Source organism: Acidobacteriota bacterium, assembly GCA_016196035.1.
Taxonomy (GTDB): domain Bacteria; phylum Acidobacteriota; class Blastocatellia; order RBC074; family RBC074; genus JACPYM01.
Window position 1 is genome coordinate 72,833 of the sequence record JACPYM010000086.1, and the last position, 24,977, is coordinate 97,809.

The window sequence follows — 24,977 nt, forward strand, 5'->3', positions numbered from 1 at the left end:
TAAAGGGCTTGCGAATTGCAAACCCGCAGGCGCTTTGCGCACAATGAATAACAACCAGAGAGAAAGATAACGAAGTGAAGCTTATGAAGCCTATGCTGCTGCCCATGCCGTCCCAAATAAACGACGCTCAAAGTACCAGGAGAGGAATAATTATGTTTAATCGGATACGCCGTGGCGCGTTGCCCATGCTGGCAGGCGCGTTGGCGGGGTTGTTGACGGTCGCGAGTGCCGCGACCGCTTTCGCGCAAGATGCGCCGCCAGCGGCGAACCCCGCGCTGCCAGCGGCCCAGGCCCAAACCCAGGGCAACGCGCAGATGCCGCCGGTGTCGCGCCCCATTCCGCAACGCACGGTTGGCCTCGAACCTGGTAAGGTTGAACGCTGGACGTTGCGCGATGCGGTGCTCAAGGCCCTCGAAAACAACGTGGATATAGAACTCGAACGCGAGAATGTCCGCCTGGCCCAATACGATATTGTGTCCGCACAAGGCGTGTATGACCTGTCAACGGTCTCGACGATTCTTTACAACGCGGCGCAAAGCCCGAACACGTTCCGGTTTAGCGGTGTCAGTGTGGACACCCAATCGAGTAACCGCTTGACCTACAATTTCGGGACACGCAAGAGTTTCGAAAAGTATGGCACTTTTCTGCAAGCGGACTTCAACAACGCGCGCGCCACTTCGAACTCCAGCAACTTTTCACCGCAGTACACTCCGAATTTGGCGTTCAACCTGACCCAGCCGCTGATGAAGAATTTCCGGACGGACCTCAATCGGCGCACGATCAAGATTGCCCGGCGGTCGCTTGATCTTTCTGATGCGGTCTTTCGGCAGCGCGCCATCGAAATCATCGCAAACGTGCAACTGGCCTATTGGAATCTGGCCTTTGCGATACGTAGTGAGGGAGTTCAGCGCGATTCGGTCAAGCTGGCCGAGACCCAACTGAACAACAACCAGCGGCAAGTCGAAGTCGGCACGAAAGCCCCGATTGATGTCGTCGAATCGGCCACGGTGTTGGAATCGCGCCGGCAGCAGGTTTATCAGGCGATGGATCAAGTCGCACAAGCCGAGAACGCGCTCAAAGCCCTGACCGTCAGCAGCCCCAACGATGATTTGTGGAAGGCGCGCATCGAGCCGGTTGAATCTTTTGATGTCAAACCGATTCTGGTCCCGCTCGATGACGCCATTCGCCTGGCGCAGGAGAATCGCCCCGAAATCAAGCAATTCTTCCTGCAAAAAGAAATCAATAAAACCAACATTGATTTCTTCACCAATCAGATCAAGCCGCAAGTGGATTTGGTGGCAAGTTACAGCGTCGTCGGTATCGGCGGTACGCCGAACACGGGCATTCCGGCGACTTCGATTTTTCCGCAATTTATTGGCAGTTACGGCACTTCGTTGAAAAGCCTGTTCAAACAGAGCTATCCGACTTATAGCTTCGGCATTCAATTCAGTTTCCCACTGCGCAATCGCACGGCACAGGCCAATTTAGGCAAGGCCAAAGAACAACAGCGGCAACTTGATTTGCAGACGCGCCGGCTGATTCAGACCATCGAATTGGATGTGCGGAATGCGGTACAGTCGGTCGAAACCGCCAAGTTGCGCATCGAAGCGTCGCACGCCGCTGCCGAATACGCGCGCCAACAACTCGAAGGTGAAGAGAAGAAGTTCCAGGCGGGGCTTTCCACGACCTTCTTCGTCCTGCAACGCCAGACCGATCTTTCCTCCGCGCGTGGCACTGAGTTGCAGGCGCTTGCCGATTACAACAAAGCCGTCGCCTTACTCCAGAAAGTGATGTCTACGACGCTTTCGAGCAATAGCATCGAAGTCAAATCAGAACTTGAGGCGCCGCCGCCGGCCAAGAAATAAGTGATGCGTGTGGACAGACCTGTGGTTTGACATACGCAGGCTTGTTGGTTGAGGTGAGCGAAATTGAGTTTCGCTCACCTCTTTGTTTTTGTGATAACCCCGCTTGCCTGCCTGCCGCCAACGAAAACTTCCCTGTACAAACAGAATGGCCTTGACCTTTTTCCACTTCCGACAATACTTGTTTTGCACCGCTCAACCATGCAGTCCAAGTAAAGCAGCACAAGCCCTCGCCTAATTTTTGGTGTAGGCTTGCCACGCTGCCGGATTCGTTTCTGAGGTGGAAGGGCAAAGCAATTCTCACCACATCGCAACACACAGAGAAAATTATGCAGATTACTGTACTGAAGGAGACCCAGCCGGGCGAAACCCGCGTAGCGCTGGTGCCGGAGTCGGTCAAAAAGTTGATTGCCTTAAAAGCCCAGGTCGCCGTCGAAAGCGGCGCGGGCATCGAGGCGGGCGCGAGCGACGCGGATTACGAAGCCGCTGGGGCCACGATTTCAAAAGAGCGCGGTGCATTGCTGGCCGCCACAGATGTGCTGACGGCAATCAACCGCCCGCCCGATGCTGATGCCGCGCAACTCAAACACGGCGCGGTCCTGATTGGCTTCTTACGTCCGTTGGATGAACCGCTGGCGCTCAGGCCGCTGCTGGCAAGTGGCGTCTCGGCGTTCGCGGTCGAATTGATCCCGCGCACGACGCGCGCCCAGGCAATGGACGCACTTTCATCAATGGCGACTATCGTCGGCTATAAAGCCGTGCTGATGGCCGCCGATCACTTGCCGCGCATGTATCCGATGCTGACGACCGCCGCTGGCACGGTGCCGCCCGCCAGGGTTCTGGTGCTGGGCGCGGGCGTCGCCGGCTTGCAGGCCATCGCCACGGCGCGGCGTTTGGGCGCGGTGGTCGAAGGCTTCGACGTGCGGGCTGCCGCCGGTGAAGCCGTGCGCTCGCTCGGCGCGAAGTTTCTCGAAGTGGACATGGGCGGCGAGCAAGCCGAAGCTGCCGGCGGTTATGCCAAAGAAGTCACCGAAGAAGTGATGGAACGCAGCCGCGAATTGATCGCCAAGACGGCGCGTACAACCGATTGCATCATTACTTCGGCGGCCATCCCCGGACGGCGCGCGCCGCTCTTGATTACCGAAGCCGCAGTCAGCGCGATGAAACACGGCTCCGTGATTGTGGATTTGTCGGCCTCGACCGGCGGCAACTGCGCGCTGACCAAACCGGGTGAAACCGTTGAGATCAACGGCGTCACGATTATGGCCCCGCTCAACTTGGCCTCGACCATCCCTGTGCACGCCAGCCAGCTTTACTCGCGCAACCTGACGACCTTCCTGAGCGAGATGATCAAAGACGGCGCGCTCAACGTGGACATGAGCAATGACGTAGTCGGCCCGGCTTGCGCAGTGCACGCGGGCGAGGCCAAACATCCTCGTATCCAAGAGGGTATTCAAGCGGCCTTGCAAGAGTAGGGCAAGCTGGCGAGTCGCTTCTTTGCCTTCATTATTCGCTATCCATCACCCGGGCAAACCGACAGTTTGCCTTACATCACCTGGAGGTTTTTCCGTGAATGTAGTGAGCTTCATGGCTTCGTTCTACTTCTTAGCGGCAAGCGGCGCCACGGCTGAGGAATCCAGCACGCTCAGCCCCACCGTGTTGATCGCCTCGCTCTATGTCTTCGCGCTGGCGGCTTTCCTGGGCTATCAAGTCATTTCGCGCGTGCCGCCGTTGCTGCATACGCCGCTGATGTCGGCGACCAATGCGATTTCGGCGATCTCCGTCGTCGGCTCCATCGTCACCGCTGGGGCGAAATACAACACCGTCAGCACCACGCTCGGCTTTATCGCGGTGGTTTCGGCCACGACCAACGTCGTCGGCGGTTTCATGATTACCGACCGCATGCTCAAGCTGTTCAAAGACAAGATTGGCGGCGACAGCGGCAAGGAGGCGAAGCACTGATGCAAGAGCGTTATTTCTACTTCATCGAATTCAGCTACCTGATTGCCTCGTTGCTATTTATCTACGGCTTGAAGGCCCTGAGCCATCCCAAAACGGCGCGGCGCGGGATGAACTCTGCCGCCGCCGGGATGCTGCTGGCGATCATCGGCACGCTGCTGAATTACAAGATCATTGATTACACCTGGATTTGGATCGGCCTCTTGATCGGCGGCCTGATCGGCGCGGCGATGTCCATCTGGATGCCGATGACGGCCATGCCCCAACGGACGGCGCTCTCACACGCCTTTGGCGCTTTGGCCGCGTCGCTGGTCGGCATCTCGGAGTATTACCATCACACCGTCGTGCTGCACGAGCACCTGCCGATGTACAAGATGGCGGCGCTCGGCTTTGAAGTGCTCTTTGGCAGCCTGACCGTGACGGGCAGCTTGCTGGCCTTTGCCAAATTGCAGGAGTTGATGCGGGGCACGCCGATTACCTACAAGGGGCAGAACGTCGTCAACGTTAGCTTGTTTATCATCGCGGCGCTGATCTTCGTCTATCTGATCTTCAATCCGCTGGCGAGCACGCTCTTTTATGTGATGGTCGGGCTATCGTTCCTGTTCGGGGTGCTGCTGGTCATCCCGATTGGCTCGGCGGATATGCCGGTCGTAATGTCGCTGATGAACTCATACGCGGGACTGGCCTCGGCGGCCACGGGTTTTGCGCTGGGCAACAACGTGCTGATTATCGCGGGTACGCTCGACGGCTTCTCCGGTTTCATTCTCTCGATCCTGATGTGCAAAGCGATGAACCGCCCGATCACCAACGTGCTCTTTGGCGCATTTGGCGCTGTTTCACAAGACACCGGCCCGGGCGTCGAAGGTGTCATGCGCGAAGTCAGCGCCGAAGACGTCGCGGTGCAATTGGCCTACGCGCGCCAAGTTGTTTTCGTGCCCGGCTACGGGATGGCTACGGCGCAAGCGCAACACGCCGTGCGCGAATTGGCCGAGGTCTTGCAGCACAAAGGCGTGCAGGTCAAATACGCGATTCACCCCGTGGCGGGCCGCATGCCCGGCCACATGAACGTGCTGTTGGCCGAAGCCAATGTGCCCTATTCGCAGCTTTACGAACTGGAGCAGATCAACCCCGAAATGCAGGCGACCGATGTGTGCGTCGTCATCGGCGCGAACGACGTGGTCAATCCCGACGCGCGCGACAATCCGAAAAGCGCCATCGCCGGGATGCCGATCATTGAGGTTGATAAGTCCCAGAATGTGGTTGTGCTCAAGCGCGGCAAGGGGCGCGGCTTCTCCGGTCTGGAAAACCCGCTGTTTTTCAAGCCGAACACCGGAATGCTTTACGGTGACGCCAAAGCTTCGCTGACGAAGCTGGCGCAGGAAGTAACACAAGCTTAAATCAGAACAACCAACATTGGGACACGCTAGTTGCCAGAGAGGCACAGAGGCAAGCAGGGAAAGAGCGTGTTCTCAGCGCCTCCCTTTGTCTTCGCTCCGTGCCTCTGTGCCTCCGTGGCTGATTCCTGTGTACTAATGTTGTGTGGTTCGATTTAGAGTGGTTTGCCATTGAGTTTACGGTGTCAGTGCCTTGTCCTTACCCAAAACTTTCGCGTTTGGCGATGGCTGTCTTTTGCCCTGAAAGGGCTGTGGAGATTAGCCGGTGGTGGAACCACCGGAACCGCGCGCAAACAGTTCACACCCCGGCAGGGGTGCTGGACGGAACCTGACAGGACGGAATTTTTCATCACTGTGCTTCGGTCTCGCGCCCCTGCCGGGGCGCAAAGGCAAGAACGACGCTATTTCCGGTGGTTTCACCACCGGCTAATGTCCGCTGCGCCTCCGGCGCAAAGAGAAAAGATTTGGGTAATGACAAGCCGTCAGCAAGGGCTCCTTTGGCAGATGGCCCCTTGATTCCGAAGCGAGATAGCTTCAAGCAAGCCCGCGCTGACGGTCGGGCCACCGACACCGGGCTTTTACCGTAACCCAACTGTAAACTGATCTAAGCATTCTTCAGGGTATTTGTTTGCCAAAAGAGCAGGCAGTTGAAGCCATCTCAACCGCTTGCTCTTTTTCTCTTTCGGCCGTGGGCGATTGCCACCGCCGCGCCGTCACCCTCGCAGGCTTTTTGGCGCAATCCGTCAGTTTATGATTCATTTGCGTTTTGTTGACGTACTTTCGTTTGAGGAAAAATATGGGCGAGATTGAAGAGGACTTGCAGGCGGCGCGGCCTTCCAGCGATCCGCGCTTGACGGAAAAAGTGCAGCGCATGATCCAACCCGCAGCGTTGCAGAAACCGGAACGCCTGTTTTGGTCGTCCGGCAGGGGCACGGATGTATGGGAAATGTTCTGCGCTTGCATCAGCGGGGATTTGGCAACGGTCAAAAGGCTGGTGGCCAAAGACCCGGCGCTGGTGCGCTGCCATTACGAATACCGCACACCGCTCTCGTTTGCCGCACGGGAAAATCAGGTCGAGATTGCGGCGTATTTGCTGGAACAGGGCGCGGCTCCCTTCGGCGTCGGCGGCGATCTGATTCAGGTGGCGCAGGAACGCGGCTACGTTGAAATGGAGCAGTTGCTGGCGTGCCAATACGCCGCGCTGTTCGGCGCTTCGGAGCAAGGAGAGGCGGTGGCCGCCGCCATTCGTGAACGCGATCTCGTGCAGATGCGCAAGCTGCTCGACGACGCGCCCGCTTTGCTGCACGCCGGAGACAAATTTTCCAATCAACCGATTCATTGGGCGGCGATGACGCGGCAACTTGATCTGATTGACGAATTGCTGGCGCGCGGCGCGGACATCAACGCGCGGCGTGGCGATGGCGCACGTCCGTTGCAACTCACCAACGGCGATTATCACTATCGCGGCTGGCGCGATGTGCCAGCGGATTGGCCAGCCACACCGGACGATGTTTATCAGCATCTGGTGGCGCGTGGCGCGGCGGTGGACATCGGGATGGCTGCGGCGAAGGGTGATTTGGCCCGCGTGCGGGAATTGCTGGCACAAGACCCGGCGTTGGCGAATCGCGTGGCCGACTATAACTCTTACTACATCGGCAGCGGCGCGCCCCTCAAAAACGCCGCTGCCGGCGGCCATCTCGAAGTCGTCAAGTTGCTGCTTGAATACGGCGCAGACCCGAACCTGCCCGAAGAAGGCATCGCGCCGCAGGGTCACGCTTTGCACTCAGCGGTCTGCCACGGCCATTACGAAATCGTCAAACTGCTGTTGGAGCACGGCGCTTATCCCAATGTCGAAGTCGAGAGTTCCGCCGACACGCTGAGCGCGGCGCTCGGCCAGGCGGGCTATTGGATGGCGCGCAATCAACCGCTGGTGGATTTGCTCTGTTCGTATGGGGCGGCGCGTCCGGTGCATCTGCTGGCGCATTGCAATGACCTGCAAACGGCGGCAGCGGTTTTCGCGGCCAATCCGGCGCTGGCTGACGATACGGACGCGCTGGGCAGCGCGGCGGGGCACGAAGATTTTATTCGTTTGCTGCTGCGTTACCAGCCCGCTCTGCCGCAACGCCGTGCCGTCGGCGGCGGGACGCGCGAGATCACCGAGTTGCTGTTTCAACACGGCATGAATCCGAACCAGCCGAGTTGGTTGCGCATCACGCCGCTGCATTACTTCGCCGAAGCGGGCGACTTGCAAAACGCGGCGATATTTATCGAGCGCGGCGCGGATGTGAATGCGCGCGAAGAAGAATTCTGCTCGACGCCGCTGGGTTGGGCGGCGCGCTGCGGCAAGCTGCACATGGTCGAATTGCTCTTGCGGCACGGGGCCAAGCTGAGCCTGCCCGATGATCCAGGTTGGGCCACACCGCTGGCCTGGGCGACACAGCGCGGACACGAGGAGATCGTGCGGTTGCTGGCGGAATACGCCCAGACCGGCAAGCTGCCGGCGCACAAGCTGGCAGAGTACGAAGCCGTCGCGCGCGATTTTGTCGCGGCTTACCAGGCGGGCGATACCGAGGCGTTACAGCGCATCAGCGTGCGCTTTCAGCTTCACCGTCCGCCCGCGCTCGAAGACTTTCGGAAAGGCGTGCGGGAACGATTAGGGGCACGTAGGAAAGCCGAGCAATCTGATGCGGAGCTTTCTTTGGCGGACGCTCAATTCCTCGTCGCGCGAATGCATGGCTGCGAGAACTGGGAACAGTTGGCGCACCGTGGTGATAGCTAACCCTTGTTGAAACGCGTCAGTACCTTTGCCTCTCCATTTGCAAGCTTGCCTGGCCACACGCCAACTCTTACGACGCCACAGCAACACTGCGCGAACACTTCAACCAGATTGATGAGTGGGTGACAAAAGCCACCGTCAACAGAAGAAATCCACGACAGACATAGGGCGCTCCAAAAGATGTGATGAACTGCTGCGCGCGCGAATGCGTTCTAAAGGCTTGGCGCTTATTCCCGCAATAAACACGCATTCAGTACAACTCGGGAACTTCATGGATGAAACCTATGAGCCTGCTGAACAAGCAAACTCGGAAGGATACTGTTGAAATGATGACACGCAGAGAAACAATTGGTCTGTTGGCTTCCGTTGTGGCCGGAGCATGGTTGGTGATGGCGCAGGGCGGCCTAAATTTTGTTGCACCAAAAGCTGCCGCAGCGGTACGCAATGTTTACGTTGAATCTGCGGCCCTTGCTCAGCCGCCGCAGTCGCTAGCTATTCCCGCAGACTCCACACGTTGGGGACTGCAAGGACAAGCCAAGGCGGTTGAGTATCAAGGCCGCAAGTGCCTCTTCCTCGATGGTGGAGCCGCAATTTTGAACGACCTGGAAATGCGCGACGGGGTGATTGACGTGGATGTCGCCACGCCTGCCAGTCGTGGTTTTTTCGGGATTCAGTTTCGCATCGCCAACGACGGCGCAAACTCCGAATGGGTCTATCTACGCCAGCACAAGTCCGGCTATCCCGACGCCCTGCAATACACGCCGGTTCTCAACACAGGTCTCAACTGGCAAATCTACAATGGGCCAGGTTTCACCGGAGCGGTTGATATTCCCAAAGATGTCTGGTTTCACCTGCGTTTGGAAGTGGTGGGTGCGCAGGCGAAGTTTTATGTCAAGGATATGAACAAGCCCGCGCTCGTGATGAACGATCTGAAAAGCGGCGTTCAGAAAGGCCAGGTGGCTCTGTATGTGCTGACCGGCGCGACCTATTTCTCGAATTTCGAACTACGGAAAACGCCTGATGCGGCCTGGGAGCGGCACCTGCCAGTGATGCCGCCGGGCACGCTGACCAAGTGGAGCCTGTCGCCTTCCTACGATGCGCTCGCCCGCAATCTGGAACAACCGCTTTCGCCTGCCGAGAGCGCTGCCAGCCGTTGGCAGGAAGTGGAAGCGGAACCGCCGGGCTTTGTGGTCGTGTATCGTTATTTCGAGGCTCCGCATCCGAGGATCTCGTTTGCGAACGACTTTGCGAAACGCCTGGAGCCTCAGCCGGGCATGAAGGTCGTGTATGCGCGTACCCGCATTGAGTCCGACCGTGACCAGGTGAAAAAGCTCTACCTCGGTTATAGCGACGATGTCAGCTTGTTCCTGAATGGCAAAATTCTCTTTCGTGGCCGCAGCGCGCAGAATTTTCGCGACCCCGGTTTCCTGGGGATCATGGATCCGGAAAACGACGCCGTTTACCTGCCTTTGAAGAAGGGCAGCAATGAACTGCTGCTGGCGGTCAGCGAACTCGGTGGCGGCTGGGGATTCATTTGCCGCTTGGCGGCAAATGAATAAGACGAAGTGCTTTTAGCGAGACGCAAAGCTTCGTCGTGACAAGCGGTCTTCGAAGAAAGACAGTCGCCACCCAGGTTGAGAATTGTCAGGGCCTGTTCGTAATCGCGAGCACCTCTGAGGGCGCGATCCCACGGATTTCGACATAGGCGGCTCCGTCACGGGTTTTCACCGGCAGCCGTTCGCCGACAGGATGTGAGCCGGTGTAGCCAGCCCCAGCCGCTGTTTGCGCTGAGTTGTGAATGACCTCCATAAAGGCGAGGCTGCCGGCATTGAGTTGCGCATCAACAATGACATCCGCCCCTTGGAAGTTACTGCCGTTTCCGTTGACGACGCAAAGTACTTCTTCATCGTCCAGAATGCGCGACCAGGCAATCAATTCACCGGCGCGCGCTGTACGAAACACTTGATTGAAGTTGGCGATGTCGCGCAAATACTGCCGCCCATATCGCAGCACAGGACGCGCTTGCCGTAGCGCGATGAGTGCGCTGATGCGCGCAAAGGTGGGGAAGTCGGGATCAAAGCAGTGGTGACCGACGCTGCCAAACGCGCCAAAGGCAGGCAAAGTGGGATCAAGGCCCGTCGCGCCCGGCTGTAGCCCGGCGCGCCCACTCAGGCGCGGGTGTTCCACCCCAAACATAATTTCACGCAGGTATTTATCCGGCGGCGGATTCCCCGCGTTGTAATCAGGTAGGTACTGCTCGCGTTCGCTCTTTTCCGGCCCGGCAAACGCTTGCTCAGTGCCATAGTAAATGCACGGAATGCCGAGGGAGAAAAGTTGAATGGCAACGCCGGCTACGACCTGATGAGCAGAGGCGGCATCGCTTGAGAACCGTACTTTGTCGCCGGAGACATGATCGTGATCGTCCAGCACCGTGACGTGGCGCGGGCCGGAACGCTGATGCGAACCGAGCACCGGATCCCACAGCCCGACGATGTCAAAGTACGCCTGTGGCGCGGCCAATCCTTTGGCGACTTGATGCAGCGTGGTGCGCAGGGAGCCAATATCCAGTGTGGCGTTTAGATTGAGTTCGAGCACATCGAGGTATCTGCCAGCGTTTTCGTCCGGCCCGCCGACTTCTCCAACCAAAAAGAAATTGGCTTTCCCCAGATTGGCGGCAAACTCCTTGATCGTGCCGCAGAAATTGCGCGCCACTGCTTGCGGCACGTGCTTCAGCGTATCCAGGCGAAAGCCGTCGCAATCCGTCAGCGCAATCCAGTATTTGAAACAGCGCGCCAGATCGGTCAGCGCCGCGCTGCCATCGAAGTTGAAGTCGCGAAAGGCTCCATCAAAATCCGTGCGCTTCATCTCGGCCCGGTCGTTGTCTATGTCCTCACCGGCCAAGCTGCCTTTGCCGGCCCGCGTGTAGCAGTCATCCGCTCTTAGTTCAGCGGGCCACACACCGGCATCATCCCCCGCAATGGCCGCTGTCCGTTGTCCATCGGCAGCGAGCCAGAGGCCCTTCTGATAATGATCAGGCCAGGGCTTGTAAGGCGGATCAACCTGATTCTGTTCATAGTCCCAGTTGTGCCCGGAGTGATTGAAGATGACGTCAAGGATGATGCGCATACCGCGTTGATGTGCCGCTGCGACCAATTCGACCAAGTCTTGGCGGGTGCCAAAATGCGGATCAACTTCCAGGAAATCCTGGATGCCATAGCCGTGGTAGGTGTCGAGATGCCCACGCTGCTTAAACACCGGCCCGACCCAGAGCGCGGTGACGCCCAATTTTTGCAGATAGCCCAGCTTTGAAGTGATCCCGGCAATCGTGCCGCCCTGCCAGCGTTCGCCGCCCGATTGCGCCCAGTGATCCCAGCGGAAGTTGGCCGGTCTGGCTGCTTGAATGTTGTTTCTATCGAGCAAAGGGCGGCCTGCCTCTTGTCCGTCACTGAAACGATCCGGCAACAGGAAGTAGAGCACTTCATTCCGCCAGTCGGTCGGAGAGGGATGGAATTGTTGCCGCCTGGGCAACTCGACCTCCCGGATGCTAGCGGGTCTTTTTATTTGTAGTTGATCAGCGCTAAAGGACATCGTTTTCATTTCAACTTTCTTAGATCGGTTTTCATTTGCGTGTACGGTAGGCGCGCCGCGCCGGGACAGTACCGCGGCGCGGCTTTTTGCCATACACCGAAGTGAAAACCGATCTAGTGTGTGTAACTCAGATAGCCCGTAGGCCAATCAGGAAAACATTCTTCATTCTCGATTCTCCATTCTCCATTCTGAGGCAGAGGCAACACTGGTGCAGTACCGCTTGGCCTAAGAATGGAGAATGGAGAATCGAGAATGGCAGCGGCTCAATGCTTACAAGACTGCCGAATTACGCACATTCTTCGATTATTTCCGCCGCAGTTCGCGCGAGAACTTGCCCGGCGCGAACGGTGTTTTAGCAGTCAGTACAGCAGACAAACGGCACTTCGGTTAATGGCGACGTGCGCAAGATGCGTTGGTGACCCAAGGCCTCACTCACAGGGCTGGGGCTTGCTTGAAATGCCCGATCGTTACTCGCGCGGGCTGCTTGCTCTTTGAGGAAGCCTTGTTCAGGTAAATCCAGTTTGAGGTTGTTCCGCAATTGGTTTGCCACCGCCTGCTTCTCCAACCCGGAAAAGTGTTCGGAAATTTTGGTGATGGTGGGTAGCGTTTCCACGACCAGCACGCTCAGCGCGGCGTGATCGGGCAAGCCGTAGAGCGCGAGTAACTGCGCGACTTCCTGATTGCTCCAAACCACCGTGCCATATTTCGTCGCGTCGCGATTGGCGGCTTGCGTCTCAGCCAGCTTGAAGACGTGTTGGAACCGGCCATAACTGAGTTCGTCTTTCCAGTTGTTGATGGTGATATGTTTGAGCGTCTTGATTTGCTGGGCGTCGTATCGGGTGAACCAGTTGACCTGTTTTTCCTGTTCGATCTGCACGCGCCAGTCGAGCGGCTTGTCATCCAGCAGAATGTTGCGGTTATCCAAATTGTCGGCCTGGCGCACCTGCGCATAAAGCAGGCACCACAACTGTGTGCGCGGCGGGGCGGCGGTGACATCCTTGCCGTTGAAGACGGCGGCGGCGAAGGGGGCGGTGACATACAGCTTCTCTTCGTCGCGGTTGACCGAACACGTCAGCGTCGGAGCCGGATGCTGGATGCCCGTCGCGCGCAAGGGGCGGCCAAAACGTCCTTGCGCCGTGCTCCAAACCATTTCCCGTCCGACGGGATCGAAATGATGGCCCACCCTGATTTCGTATGTGAAGAAACCGAATAACTCAGCCGCGTCGGCGTGCAAGCCCGGCGGCAGCGGCAACAGATAATGCCGGTCGCTGTCGGTCGCCTTTTGCATCAATTGCATGGCGTTCAGCCCCGCCAAATCGTTTGAGGCGCCGGGCGCAATCACGCGTATGAATTCGGGATCAATCGGCAGCGCGGGTTCTTCGGGCGCTTCAAAAAGTTCCGGGTGATTGTTGCTGATGAGTTGATCGGGCGCATACGCCAAGACGCGCGCAAAGTAGGCGTCCTGCCGATCTTTGACCGGTTCGGCAAACTCGATCCACAGATAGCGCTGGCGCGGCTCGGTGGCCGAATACTTTTCGTTGCGCTGATACGGCGAAAGCGCAATGCCGGCGGCAGCAATCTGTGGCACTTGAGCCGGTGGCGTGGTAATGGGCAAGGTGATGTCCAAGTCCAACGCCGGATCGGCTTGTGCACCGTGGCCGGTTTTGAAACGCGGCTCAATGCTGTAACTCACTTCAATCGTGTCGGGAAAGCGCAACTCAGTTTGGTTGGGCGCGGGGCGCGTGCGGTGATTCTTGGGTTCTACCGCGTCAATAAAGATCAGCCGCGTGTGGTCGCGTTGGGCATTGGCGAGCGCTTCAAAGGGCGCGGTGTGCCGCAATTCGATTGCGCCGATCTCGCCAACCTCGGCCTCGGCGGTTTTGTCATCGGTAAATCGCACGGTGCGTTTGATGACAAAGCTGCGGGTTTCGAGTGCATCCCACATCCAGTCGCGCTTGAGTTGCAACGTCAGGCAGCAGAGCCAGTGGCCCGTCAGGTCGCCTTTCGATGAAATCGTCAGCGAAGAATTGTCGGGTGCCAGCGTGTGCCGAATGCGGCCAGAGCAACCAAACTGCAAGCGTTCGCCTTTGACACCGGTGAGCGTCAAACCCGTGTTCTCGACATTCAGTTGTTTCGCCAGCCGTTGAATCAGTTCCGGCGGTTTACCGCTTTCTTTGCCCAGCAAAAAAGTCGTCAGCTTGCCATCAAAAGAACGCGGTGGTTCAGGTTGCAGAAAGATGCCTTGCAACATTTGCGCGGGCGTGTCTTCGACAAACAACTCGGTCTCGTCGGCGGAGGGCTGGTAAGACATCAGCTCGATGCTTTGACCGAAGCGCACATCCATGTCGTGATTCTTATCATTGAGCAAGCCATAGTAATCCTTGTTCTCGGCCTTCTCTTCGCCCAGCGCGCGCACCGTGAGCCGGATCGTGCGCGCCCTGGGCAACACGATTTCCGGCAAATCATCAATGTCGGCGGGAAGCTGCAAATCATCCACCAGATTGGTATCCGCTCCCGTGCGCAACACTTTGCAATCGCGGTACACCAGCGGGATTGCCAGCGGCGTCTCGTAATCGTCCTCGTTGTTCACCGTGGAGAAGGCCCGCGTCGTGGTGTAAAGATGCACGTAGTTGTCTTTGCCCGACACGCTGAGCAGGTTATCCAATTTGAGCGTTTGCACCTCGACCGTAATTTCAACGCGATCCACATCCGGGTCGGCAATGCCGAAGGCCTCTTTGCCTTGCATCGCCTTTGACGCCGCCGTCAGTCGGCCCACGGCATCCGCGTATTTATCGGTGTAAACCACCGCCGGATATCCCAACAAAGGCCGTTGCAAGCGGAGTTGCTTGAGCGTCGTGATCTCATCCGTATTGACCGGCAAATCCGCCACGCGGGGCCGATTGGGCGCAACATAGCGTTTGAACCGGCAGCGGCCACGATTGGAGGGCGTCTCGTTGATTGGTTTGACTTCCGGCAGCAACGGCGCGCCGCCGCCGCTCAGGTCGCGCAACCGCACGCGGAATTCGTACTGCCTGCCATAACGCAGCGTCGTATTGAGCGCGCCTGCTTCGTAAAGTTTATTGAGTTGATTTTGCGCGGGACCGGTTACGCCTGTGCCAGTGTCGTTGATCTTGTCTTCCGGGTCGGGCCGCAGGTCGGGATGCGTAGTCTGATAAATCTGCGCGGCTTCGCTGTCGGGCAGCACCAGGCTGTGGCCGTTCCAATTGGCGAAATACATCGGCAGCCAATAATTGTTGTTCTGGTTGCCGTCGAGTTGCACGGGATAAACCTGATAGGGCAATTCGCCATCGAAATCACCGATGGGAATGACTTGGTCGGGCTGGTTCTTGTCCGCCGGGATCGAAAGTGCGTTCCGGCTTGCGACCTGATTGAGTGATTCCCAGGGGTTTTCAGGGCTGGCAATCTCGCGCACATCCACGGCGTAGCCAAACACGCCCAGCGGCGCGTCCAGCCGTTTGTCAGGCGCGGCGCTGACCGTCGAATCAATCATCAATTGCCGCATGTACCAGATCAGAATCTGTTCGTCGTCCCAGCCCAAGCGCACGCCTGCGTCTTTGACGGGATGCGCGCCGTCGCTCTCTTCGGCCAGCAAGTTGCGGCTGTGTGGTTGGCGCGCGTGCACGATGCGGGCAAAACCGTCGTCGTAAGAAGCGGCCTCAATAAAAAGCTGGTCGTAATTGCCATCCGGCGCGGGGTCAGGATCAGCCGCAGCGGCCTTATGCAGCACCGGGAAAAGCAGCGGCGCAAACACCGCGCGCGGCTGGTTGGGTTTGAGCGGCGGAATGCGCGCGGCGTAACGTTTGACGTAATCCGGCTCAGCCTGTTGTTGCGGCTTGTAAGCACTGTCATCAGCCAGATCAACAAAGAGCCAGCCCCCGTGCGGGAAATCAGCGACTTCGATTTCCAGTTGTGTCTCGTAAATCATCCCCAACTGTTTGGCGAGCAGCGGCTGGCGCAACGCAAAGGCAAAGACCTTGCCCCAACTGATGGCGTCCGGGCTGCGTTGAAAGCCCGGCACTTTCTGCGCACCACGCACGGCGCAATGATAGCTGTCGTCGGTCACGGCATTGCGCGTGCGCGGCGTCGTGAAATTGAACGCCTGGCGATAGCTCAACGGCAGATACTTTTTCACCGAACGCTCTTCGGGCACCGCCACCTCGGCTTTGTCGGCCACATTGCTGATGTCGAAGTTTTTTCCCAGCGCCATAAACAGGTCTTGCGCGTTGGCAGGCGCGACGGTTAGCAATGGGCGGCTTTGATTGAAAAGCAGGCTGTGCGGAAAGCTCTGCAAACCGCTCACAAGTTTGGCAGTGAATGTAAGCTGGGCTTCCGCAAACGGTGGCGCGGGGGCAATGGGCGGTGTGGTTTGCGTGGGCTCCACCAACGGATTCTGGTTGCGCGGCAACACCACGATATGCAGCGTCAAGGTCGCGCCATCAAAAAATTGCGGGAAGGGAAGTAGCGTGAATCTGCGATTGAGTTCCATAAACAAATCCTGATTCGGAGTAGTTAGGCGATCTGTCTCTGCTCCTGCCACGACGTGCTGAAGCTGATGTCAATCACGAGGAAGATGCTGATGTCGAGTCCGAAGGTAACCTGCGCCGCCAAGTCCGTGCGGTCATTGGCGCGCGAGACCGTGCCTTTGGCCTCGATGGTGATCGTCACGCTGACGAGACCGGCCAGCAATTCGGCGTGTCCCTGGAAGAGCAGAAACGCCGAGACGTTTAGCTTGGTCGAGTCCGCATAAATTTCGACGCCGACCATATAGAGCACACTGACGTTGCCCACGACCGGCAAGCCCACCACGAGTTGCGCGCCGAAGCCGAACTTCATCCGCAAGAATGGCCCGGTCTTGGTGTCAGCGCCGATGTCCAGATTGGCCTGTCCGACGGCGTAAACGGTCGCAATCGAGAGTGAGACACACATCACCGACAGGCGGCCATAAAAGCCCAGATAGCCGCCTGCCGTGGGCAGCAGTTGGTTGGCATCCGTCGGGACTTTGAGCGCGGCGTTGAAATAAGCGCCGAGTTTCAAACCGGCTTCGAGTTTGAGCGGCGCATTCGGATCGTTGTAGAGAAAATCCGGCATGGGGAAGCGTATGACGGGAATCTCTTTGGCGGCTTCGAACTTGTATTCCCAGGTGCCCGCCTTGTTGCTCATCGCCAGCTTGAGGCCGCGCTGGAACGCCCCTTTGTAATTTTCGCCTTGCAGGTCTTGGAGGATTTGCAGGATTTCGATGACGGGTTGCAGTTCGGGCGCGAATTCGATTTGCGGCGAGGGGAAATCGGGATCGGTGTCGCTGCCGCCGTATTGTGCCTCGGCGCCATTTTTCGCGTCCCAGTTGCCCTTGATCGTCATCAACCGTTTGATGGGGCCTAGATCAACGACCAAGCCGACGTTGCCCATGCGACTCTTCCAGCGCTCGGCCACATCGTTCGCAAACGAATCCACATCGAAGTTCAAACCGCCCACGGCGTTCTTCGTCCCGCCCCCTGGCGTTTGAATTTTGTCGGCTTTGTATTCGATATAAATCTTGAACGCGCCGCCCAATTCGATCAGCTTCCACTCGGTGCTTGGCAAATCGAATTCAGCCACTTGCTTGAGCAGCTTGTAGCCTTCTTCTTGCACCCCGGCGGCGATTTGATCAATCCGCATCAACTCAAAGACCTGCTTGCCGCCATCGAGCGCCGCGTTCTTGACGAACTCGGTGCCTTTGTTGACCAGCGAAATGGCGTCGCCGAAATTGCCGACGGCATCGCCGATGTTGGGAAAGATGCCTTTGGAATTCACGATGCGAAAAGCGTCGGCAAAGAGCGGCGGCGTTTTGCTGAGCACCTTGCTTACGCCTTGCCTGAACGACGGCGTTAGCAGCAGCGCCTTTTGCGTATCGGTGCTTTGCAGAAAACCGTAATTGAGCGTGTCGGATTGGGCCGCGCGCAAAATCTCGGTCGGGTTGGCGATGCGCAGCAACTCATTGGCGGGGTTCTGGCTCGGCACGACCTGATCGCCCAGCTTGATCAGTTTGCCGATGCGGATCAGCGGCACGCTCAGATTTTCAGGCACTGGCGTGACTTCGCCTGTGCCTTGCTGATGCTTGACCAGCGCCCACGAACCGTCTTTCGGCAAAAGCACGCTGCCGCGTCCGGCGGCGACAAAGACCGGGTCAACATTGTTGGCCGCCGTGGCATTGCTCACATCGAAACGGTTCAGCCGCATGCGCTGGCCGCTTTCACCGACGTTGACGATGCAATCGAAGGGGCCGCCAATCGTGCCGAGTTGGTAATTGATGAGTTGTTGCAGCGCTGCGGCGGGAATGGGTTCGCCGCTCGGCGCGATCTGTACAAACCCGAGAATGCCTTTGGCGGGCACTCTGCCGAATTTATACGCCTGGCCGCTGACGATCTCTTCGCTCTGTCCGCGCGCGCCCTGCACGGCGTTTTCGACCAGCACGTCGGCGTTGAAATAAACCGGCTGCAGCATCACGTTGGGCGCGGCAGGGTTGGTGACGTTCTGTTTTTCTTTCGCGTCGGTGATGTCGCTGACGTTGATTTCGTAGCCGTTGACGTCAACGTAAGTGTCCGCATCCGTCTTTTTCCAATAGGTCGCGAAGGGCTGAATCGTGTCGGTCTCTTTGATCTCTTGCACGTTGAGCAGCCGCTTGATGACGCCGGGATGGATTTCAAATTTCGAGGGACGATCTTCGACCGTCACGACCTTCGTGGTTTTGTTTTTGACATAGACCTTGTAGGCGAAATCGAAATTGCCATCGCTCTCGGCCCGCCAGCCGCTGTCAATGCGATAAACATAACCGGTCGTCGCGCGAAAGAGCGTGATCGTGCGCACGACGCGAATGCCCCAGGGATAGAGCAGGCTGCGCACCTGAATGACTTCGTGCGCGGTGCGTCCGCGCCAGACATCAAATTTGGCTTGGCTGGTTTTGGCGACCACGGCGTTCGGGTTGAGCCAGTGACTGAAGATGCTGGCACCGTAACCGGCCAGATCAATGCGCGTCAGCGGCACGCCCCGGAACTTGTTTTGCTTTTGCGGATCAAGCAGGAATTCGTTGTTGAAAATTTCGGTGACGCTCTGGCCCAGCGTGCTGAACCCGACCATTGTGCCGTCTTGCGTCAGCACCGTTTTCTGTCCATTGAGGTCCAGCACGTTACAGGTTTGCACCGTGTACCCCAGCGTGAAGCGGTTGCTTTCGCCCGGCTCATCCACCTGACCCGCGCCCATCGTGATTTGCGCGCCGCCCGTCAGCCCGCCCGCAAATTTCGGCGCGTTGAGTTGCAGTTTGGGGCTTTTCGCCGCCGGTGTTTGTTTGGCCAGCAACGACCAAGCGCGCAAACCGAAGGGCAGCGTAAAGAGCGACCAAGCGGGAATGTTTTGTTTGTTGTATTGATCGAGGATGAACTTGGTCAGCGGCAGCGGCGCGAGCGGCACGAATTGCACGCTGAGACTGGCCAGCCGCGTCGGCCCGCCATCGTTTTCGTAATAGTTCGCGCCAGCGGGCGGGTCTAAATCCAGCCGCTTCTCGGACAGATTCACGACCGGTTCCCACGAGATTTGCGGCGTCGTGAAGGCACGGACGTTGAGGCCTCGGCTGATGACATCCATGCCTTGCACTTGTAAGGGGAATTCCGTTCCGCCCGGATTGTTGGCCGGTGCGACCGCAAAGGTTTGCAGCAAGGCCAGCCGCCGATCCCCAAACAACCCGAAGCTGACGCCGAGCAAATCCGCGTTAGTGCTCACATCCAACAACGCGAAAGTGTCTTGCTGAAAGCGCTGTGTATCGCCTTCCCAAATGGCGTCATAATCAAGCGGGCGCTGCACCACGCTGCTCGCTTTGAAGAACGGGTTGTTGCTATTAGCAGGCCCGTCTGTCGCCACTGGCCCGGCGGAAGCGCCTGCCGAGAAAGCAAAAAACGAATGCAAGACATCAGGAGTCGCCTGCGCCAAGGCGGCCTCGGTGGCGCTGGCATCCACCGGCGGCGCGGGCGGCTGAAACTGATTTTGCAGCGGAGCAAAATGGAACGAGACGGCGACCTGATCTATTTCTTCGCTCGCAGGTTCCCACTTGATTTGACTGACCAGCCATTGCCAGATGCTCTGTCCAGGCGCCAAAGCAGCATCACGCAAGACACTGCCCTGGCCGCGAAACTGCGCCCGCAACGCGCCCAGATTCGCCGCATAAGGATCGGGCAATGACGGCAAATAGGCATACATGCCAAAGGTCAGAAACAGAAACCCGCGCCGCACTTTGACAAAGTCATCCGCCAACTCGCCAAAGAGCACACAGCCATTGACGGGCGTGACTTTGAACAGGGCATTGCGCAAGGCGAGTGCAATCGGTTTGGGTGCGCTCAGCACCGCCAGGTTAAGCGCCAGGTTGTCGAAGAGGATGTTGTCGTCGTAAAGCGAAACCCATTGCCCAACCTTATTCGCCGCCAACAGCAACAGCGAATTCCTGGCGCGAATCGCCAGCGCTTCGCCCGCCGCCGTGACCGGACGATCAATTTGCACATCGGCGTGACCCAGCACCGCCAACACTTCGTTGCCATTGGCAAACGTGTTGTAGAAGAACGGCGTGGCCGCCGGGTAAAGCATCTGTATGCTCGTCCCATACGGGTTCTGCGCATCTTTCCAAAGATTGAATTGTTGTGTGCAAAACCGATTGGCCGCCAGCAGATCGGTGATCGCAATGCGCCCCGGTTCGGCCATCAGATAAGGCTGCTGCAACGCCAGCTCGCCGCCTTGCAAGCCCGTCCAAGCAGCGGTCAAACCCGGCTTGCAATGAACGACCAGCGCGCCAATGCCGGCGGCAGCAGTCGGGTTGAGAATGTCCAACGCAGCGGTGGACAAGGCCCAGGCGCTCCGGTCAATCCGGGCGCTGCCGCTGAGTGTATAAAAGGGCGATTGGCAAGCGTTGACGCTGAATTCCGGTGTCGAGCAGGCGTAAGGAATCAAGATGCGATGCAACACATTGTCATAAACGACGGACTGTTGCTGCTCCCACCGAAAGTCTGCCTCGTGCCCATAGACTTGCCAGGAGGCCCGGCCCGCCGTGGTGAGCGCGCTGTTCGTGCCAGAGAATTGCAGCGCCAGTTGGTTGGGCAAATGCACGGTGGCAGAGCGCGCATCAAGGCCATAGGGGCTTGCCGCATCGGCATCCGTAACAGGCGGCTGGCGCAATTCCAAATTGACCTTGGCGGTCACATTGGGCGCGATGGTCAATTTGCCATTGAGCAGTTGCGGCGCGGCGCTCAGCGTCACCGTGCCGCCTTGAATCGTCAGCCCCGTGAATTGGCCCGCCGGTGCCCCAACGGTAAAAAGCTGCGCGTTGATCCAAACGCTGCCAGAGGTGAGGCGGTATGTCGTGGCCGGATCAATGGTCAGCGGCAGATGGGCGTCAATGAACCGCAGCCCGGTGCTGACCTTGAAGAGCAGTGCCGGCTCAGGCCGCCCTTGCAGATAGAGCGCCACCAATTTTTCGATGCGGAAGAAATCGAACCAGAATTGGCGTCCGTCCGCACGCAGAAACGGGCCGAGCGTGCGTTCAACCGCCGCCCCCGCCGCCCACAACGGAACCGAATCCGGCAACTGTGTGCTGCGCGCCGCCGTCTCGCGCGCGAAGACTTTATATTCAGCCGCAGCCGTGCGCTGGGCTGGCGCCAGGGTTTGTAACGCCGCGCGATCTTCAGCGGCCAACTGCGCTTCGGCAAACAAGTCCGCGCCTTCAAAGGAAAACTGGCTGCTCTTGAATTGCGCGGGTTCAGTCGGCAGCAAGGCGCGCCCGAGCAATTGTTGCAGGCTCTCGTAGTCCCGCTTCCTTTGCGCGGTGTCCGTCACGAAATGGCTCAACAGCCCCGCCAGGGTTGCGTTCAACGGTTGTGTGCTCATAAACAAGCTCCTAACTGGAAATGCTCAGTTGGAATTCAAGGAAGGGCACGAAGCCCGAAAGAATCCTGTCGGCAAAACAAGAACAATGGTTCGGCTAACTGTTCAGATGGGGGGAGGGAAGCCTCAACGCATACAGGGCAATTTAGCTCGCGAATGCCAGAGCTTCCGAATCACAAACCGGATAATCAGCAGTCCGTATCCATAGATGCAGTGGTGATTCAATCAACGGACGAGCTTAGGAAATGATCAATGTGAGAGTAAGGTGAGGAACGCAAAAAGTCAGGCAGCTTTTGGTTTCTAACGTTTTGTCAGCCTTCAACGGTTGAATTCAGATCAACCTGATCAAAACTGTTTTCTGCTAGTTTCTGGCAACGACAGTGCGGAAGATAGGTTGGTGTGCGTGCTTTGTCAATTTGAATGGCTTGTTCTGCGCGCCTAGCCTGCCCGGCGGTATGGCAAGCCGCATCGTCCAATCTAGCGGTGAAACCGCCATTTCCGCCACAGCTTTAGCAGCATTTCCGCCACACCGCTTTGCCAAGCGCCAGCCCTAGCCCAAACATTCCACACCGCCCCCCCGGCCGGCGACATAAGTGCAGCAAAATCAATGAAAAATGCGCCACTTGTTCTTTGTCTTTCCGGCTGCCATTCGTGGAACGCCAATTGATATTGTAAAGGGCGCAATCTGATGACGGTGAGTAAGACCAACACATACCCTCGTGTTTAGGCAGTTACACCGCGCAAAATTTTCTACTACATCAACTAAAACAAGAATTTTTGAGATGAGTCAGGCGGTCTGGTAGAACGGCAATCTGGCGGCGGAAACGCTGCCGAATTATAGAGTGCCGCATCAAGGGAGGATGGCCTTGGAAAGGTCAGCACGTTTGGAAATCAGAGCAGCAGCAAAATTCTTTTTTGAAGGCGCCGAAAAATTTTGGCTCAAGGGCGCGACCTACGGGACGTTTGCGCCTGGCGCAGAGAGCGACTATCCCGCGCCCGAACGTGTCGCCCAAGATTTCGCCCTGATGCGCGCGGCGGGCATCAATACGGTGCGCATTTACACCGCCCCACCGCTGTATTTGCTTGATGAAGCGGCGCGGCAGGGCTTACGCGTGATCGTTGGGCTGGCCTGGATGCAGCACGTTTGCTTTTTGGATGATCCCAAACTGGTGGCGCAAATCCGTGCGCAGATGCGCAGCGAAGTACAACGCTATGCGGCGCACCCGGCGGTGCTGGCTTTTGCCATCGGCAACGAAATTCCGCCGCAAATTGTGCGCTGGCACGGCGCGCGCAAAATCGAAGCCTTTCTCAAACAGCTTTACAACGATGTCAAAGCTGTCGCGCCGACGAAGCTGGTCACTTACGTCAACTTCCCGCCGACCGATTATCTCGATCTCGAATTTCTCGACTTCGTTTGCTTCAACGTGTTCTTGCACGAGTCGGCAGCCTTCAATGCTTATCTGGCGAAGTTGCAAAATCTGGCGGGCAACCGCCCGCTAGTACTGACCGAACTGGGCATGGACAGTTTGCGCCACAGCCACACCGAGCAATCCGAATTTCTCGACTGGCAATTGCGCGACGCCTATCAAGGCGGCGCGGCGGGCGCGTGCGTCTTTGCCTGGACGGATGATTGGTGGCGCGGCGGCAATCAAATCACCGATTGGGCCTTCGGATTGGTAGATGCCGAGCGCCAGTTGAAACCGGCGTATCACGTTGTCAAAGCGCGCTTGCAACAGATTCCGTTTGCGCCTGAAGCGCAACCGGCGTGGCCGAAAGTTTCGGTGGTCATTTGCGCCTACAACGCGGCCAGCACCATCGAAGACAATCTGGATTCGCTGACCCGGCTCAACTATCCCAACTACGAAGTCGTCGTCGTCAACGACGGTTCCAAGGACGCAACGCGGGCGATTGCCGAACGCTATCCGTTCAAACTCATCAACGTTCCGAACGGCGGCCTGAGCGCGGCCCGCAATCTAGGCTGGCGCGCGGCGACGGGCGAAATCATCGCCTACACCGACGCCGACACGCGCGTTGATCCCGATTGGCTTTCCTATCTGGTGCAGCCCTTCCTGACGACCGATGCCGTCGGCGTGGGCGGCCCGAACGTCGTGCCCGAAGATGACGGCTGGATTGCGCAATGCGTGGCGCGCAGCCCCGGCGGCCCGACGCACGTGTTGTTCAACGACACCGTGGCCGAACATATTCCGGGTTGCAACATGGCCTTTCGGCGCGCCGCCCTCGAAGCGATTGATGGCTTCGATCCGACCTACACCAAAGCCGGCGATGACGTAGATATTTGCTGGCGCTTGCAAGCGCAAGGCTGGCATCTCGCGTTCAGCCCGTCCGCGCTGGTCTGGCATCATCACCGCGATTCGGTGAAAGCGTACTGGAAACAGCAAGTCGGTTATGGCGAAGGCGAAAGCTTCCTCGAACAGCGCCATCAAGAGAAATTCAACGAACGCGGACAGACGCGCTGGCAGGGGCGGATTTACAGCCACTTGCCCGCCTATCGTTCGCTGTTCAAGTCGGTGATCTATCACGGACAGTGGGGCGCCGAAGCCTTCCCCTCGATTTATCAGGGCGGCGTGAACGGCTGGTCTTGCCTGCCGCAGATGGTCGAATGGCAAGCGGGCACGTTGCTGGCGTTGTTCGGCGCGTTGTTTACGCCGTGGTGTTTATTGCTTGCCGGGTTGATGTTCGGCGCGACGCTCTGGCGCTGCTTTGTCCACGCTTGGGAAACCAAGCTGGATAATGTGCGCACGGCACAAACGGGCGCGGCGCGCTGGCGGCATCGGCTGATGATTGCTCAGCACCGGCTGTTAATAGCAATGCTGCATTACGTGCAACTCTGGGCGCGCGTGCGCGGACGCATCAAAGGCTATCTCGGTGAAAGCGGTTTGACGCCCGCCGGTCGGCGCTTGCTCGAAGACGCCAACTTGTTAGGGCCGCTGGCGACGCTGCGGCTGTTCTTCGGCCAACTCGAAACACGTTACTGGGACACGCATTACACGATGCTGGATGCGTTTTTGCATTCCACACGCCGTCTCGGCGAAGAAGCGCTGGCGCCCGTGCGCACCTGTGACGGCTGGCAACAAGAGTATGACTTGCACCTGCGCGCCTGCCGCAACTATTCGCTCAAGCTGAAAGTCACCGCCGAAGATCACGGCGGCATGAAACGCCTGTTCCGCGCGCAAATCAGTTTGCCGCGCCGCTGGCGCTTTGTGGCGCTGACGCTGAGCGCCGCTTTGTTGGGTGCCTTGTGTGCGCTCTCTTTAGACGAACCGGTTTGGTTGCTGAGCGGTTTGGCAGGTGTGTTGGCATTTGCCGCCGTGTTGATCCAGGTCAGCAAGTACGGCGGCCAGTTGGTGACGCTGCTCGAAACCGTGGCCGATGAGCACAAGCTCTTTGCACTGGCTAAACAAAAGACCAGCCCTGTGCGTGAAGAAGCCGCGCCGGTGTTAGAGGAGAACTAGCCGCTGT

10 protein-coding genes are annotated in these 24,977 nt (G+C 58.1%); 7 read left to right on the forward strand and 3 right to left on the reverse strand.

Translation table 11 applies throughout. The features are described 5' to 3' along the window. The first annotated feature begins 152 nt into the window (after nt 1-152). The 6 genes from HY011_24955 to HY011_24980 all read left to right on the forward strand — a co-directional run bounded on the left by HY011_24955 (nt 153) and on the right by HY011_24980 (nt 9,550). Complete coding sequence (locus HY011_24955; GenBank protein ID MBI3426192.1) at nt 153-1,865, forward strand: TolC family protein; 1,713 nt, start codon at nt 153-155, stop codon at nt 1,863-1,865. A 326-nt stretch (nt 1,866-2,191) separates the two neighbouring features. Continuing rightward, on the forward strand, nt 2,192-3,337 hold the full coding sequence (locus tag HY011_24960) for a Re/Si-specific NAD(P)(+) transhydrogenase subunit alpha (GenBank protein MBI3426193.1): 1,146 nt from the start codon (nt 2,192-2,194) through the stop codon (nt 3,335-3,337). A gap of 112 nt (nt 3,338-3,449) precedes the next feature. Beyond that, nucleotides 3,450-3,824 (forward strand): NAD(P) transhydrogenase subunit alpha, encoded by a 375-nt coding sequence (locus HY011_24965; GenBank protein ID MBI3426194.1) that lies wholly within the window; start codon nt 3,450-3,452, stop codon nt 3,822-3,824. Further along, nucleotides 3,824-5,218: an NAD(P)(+) transhydrogenase (Re/Si-specific) subunit beta gene (locus HY011_24970; GenBank protein MBI3426195.1), complete on the forward strand. Its 1,395-nt coding sequence runs from the start codon at nt 3,824-3,826 to the stop codon at nt 5,216-5,218. The genes HY011_24965 and HY011_24970 overlap by 1 nt, the downstream gene beginning before the upstream one ends. Before the next feature lie 868 nt (nt 5,219-6,086). Further along, nucleotides 6,087-7,994: an ankyrin repeat domain-containing protein gene (locus HY011_24975; protein MBI3426196.1), complete on the forward strand. Its 1,908-nt coding sequence runs from the start codon at nt 6,087-6,089 to the stop codon at nt 7,992-7,994. Nucleotides 7,995-8,275: 281 nt separating this feature from the next. Next, entirely contained in the window at nt 8,276-9,550 is a 1,275-nt protein-coding gene (locus HY011_24980; protein ID MBI3426197.1) for a hypothetical protein, read from the forward strand. Between the two features lie 85 nt (nt 9,551-9,635). Here the strand turns inward: HY011_24980 and HY011_24985 are convergent, their stop codons facing one another. The 3 genes from HY011_24985 to HY011_24995 all read right to left on the reverse strand — a co-directional run bounded on the left by HY011_24985 (nt 9,636) and on the right by HY011_24995 (nt 21,500). Next, nucleotides 9,636-11,579 carry an alpha-amylase gene (locus HY011_24985; protein MBI3426198.1) on the reverse strand — a complete coding sequence of 648 codons (1,944 nt, stop codon included), beginning with the start codon at nt 11,577-11,579 and terminating at the stop codon, nt 9,636-9,638. A 352-nt stretch (nt 11,580-11,931) separates the two neighbouring features. Next, on the reverse strand, nt 11,932-16,086 hold the full coding sequence (locus HY011_24990; protein ID MBI3426199.1) for a hypothetical protein: 4,155 nt from the start codon (nt 16,084-16,086) through the stop codon (nt 11,932-11,934). Between the two features lie 23 nt (nt 16,087-16,109). Beyond that, nucleotides 16,110-21,500, reverse strand: coding sequence for a hypothetical protein (locus HY011_24995; protein ID MBI3426200.1), 5,391 nt, complete (start codon nt 21,498-21,500; stop codon nt 16,110-16,112). An 881-nt stretch (nt 21,501-22,381) separates the two neighbouring features. Between HY011_24995 and HY011_25000 the strand changes: the two genes are divergently transcribed. After that, nucleotides 22,382-24,970, forward strand: coding sequence for a glycosyltransferase (locus HY011_25000; GenBank protein ID MBI3426201.1), 2,589 nt, complete (start codon nt 22,382-22,384; stop codon nt 24,968-24,970). Nucleotides 24,971-24,977 lie beyond the last annotated feature (7 nt).

What these genes read in the sequence shown, in the direction of transcription:
- HY011_24955 (MBI3426192.1), top strand. Translation starts at nt 153, where the DNA reads ATGTTTAATCGGATACGCCGTGGCGCGTTGCCCATGCTGGCAGGCGCG.
- HY011_24960 (MBI3426193.1), top strand. Translation starts at nt 2,192, where the DNA reads ATGCAGATTACTGTACTGAAGGAGACCCAGCCGGGCGAAACCCGCGTA.
- HY011_24965 (MBI3426194.1), top strand. Translation starts at nt 3,450, where the DNA reads ATGGCTTCGTTCTACTTCTTAGCGGCAAGCGGCGCCACGGCTGAGGAA.
- HY011_24970 (MBI3426195.1), top strand. Translation starts at nt 3,824, where the DNA reads ATGCAAGAGCGTTATTTCTACTTCATCGAATTCAGCTACCTGATTGCC.
- HY011_24975 (MBI3426196.1), top strand. Translation starts at nt 6,087, where the DNA reads ATGATCCAACCCGCAGCGTTGCAGAAACCGGAACGCCTGTTTTGGTCG.
- HY011_24980 (MBI3426197.1), top strand. Translation starts at nt 8,276, where the DNA reads ATGAGCCTGCTGAACAAGCAAACTCGGAAGGATACTGTTGAAATGATG.
- HY011_24985 (MBI3426198.1), bottom strand. Translation starts at nt 11,579, where the DNA reads ATGTCCTTTAGCGCTGATCAACTACAAATAAAAAGACCCGCTAGCATC.
- HY011_24990 (MBI3426199.1), bottom strand. Translation starts at nt 16,086, where the DNA reads ATGGAACTCAATCGCAGATTCACGCTACTTCCCTTCCCGCAATTTTTT.
- HY011_24995 (MBI3426200.1), bottom strand. Translation starts at nt 21,500, where the DNA reads ATGAGCACACAACCGTTGAACGCAACCCTGGCGGGGCTGTTGAGCCAT.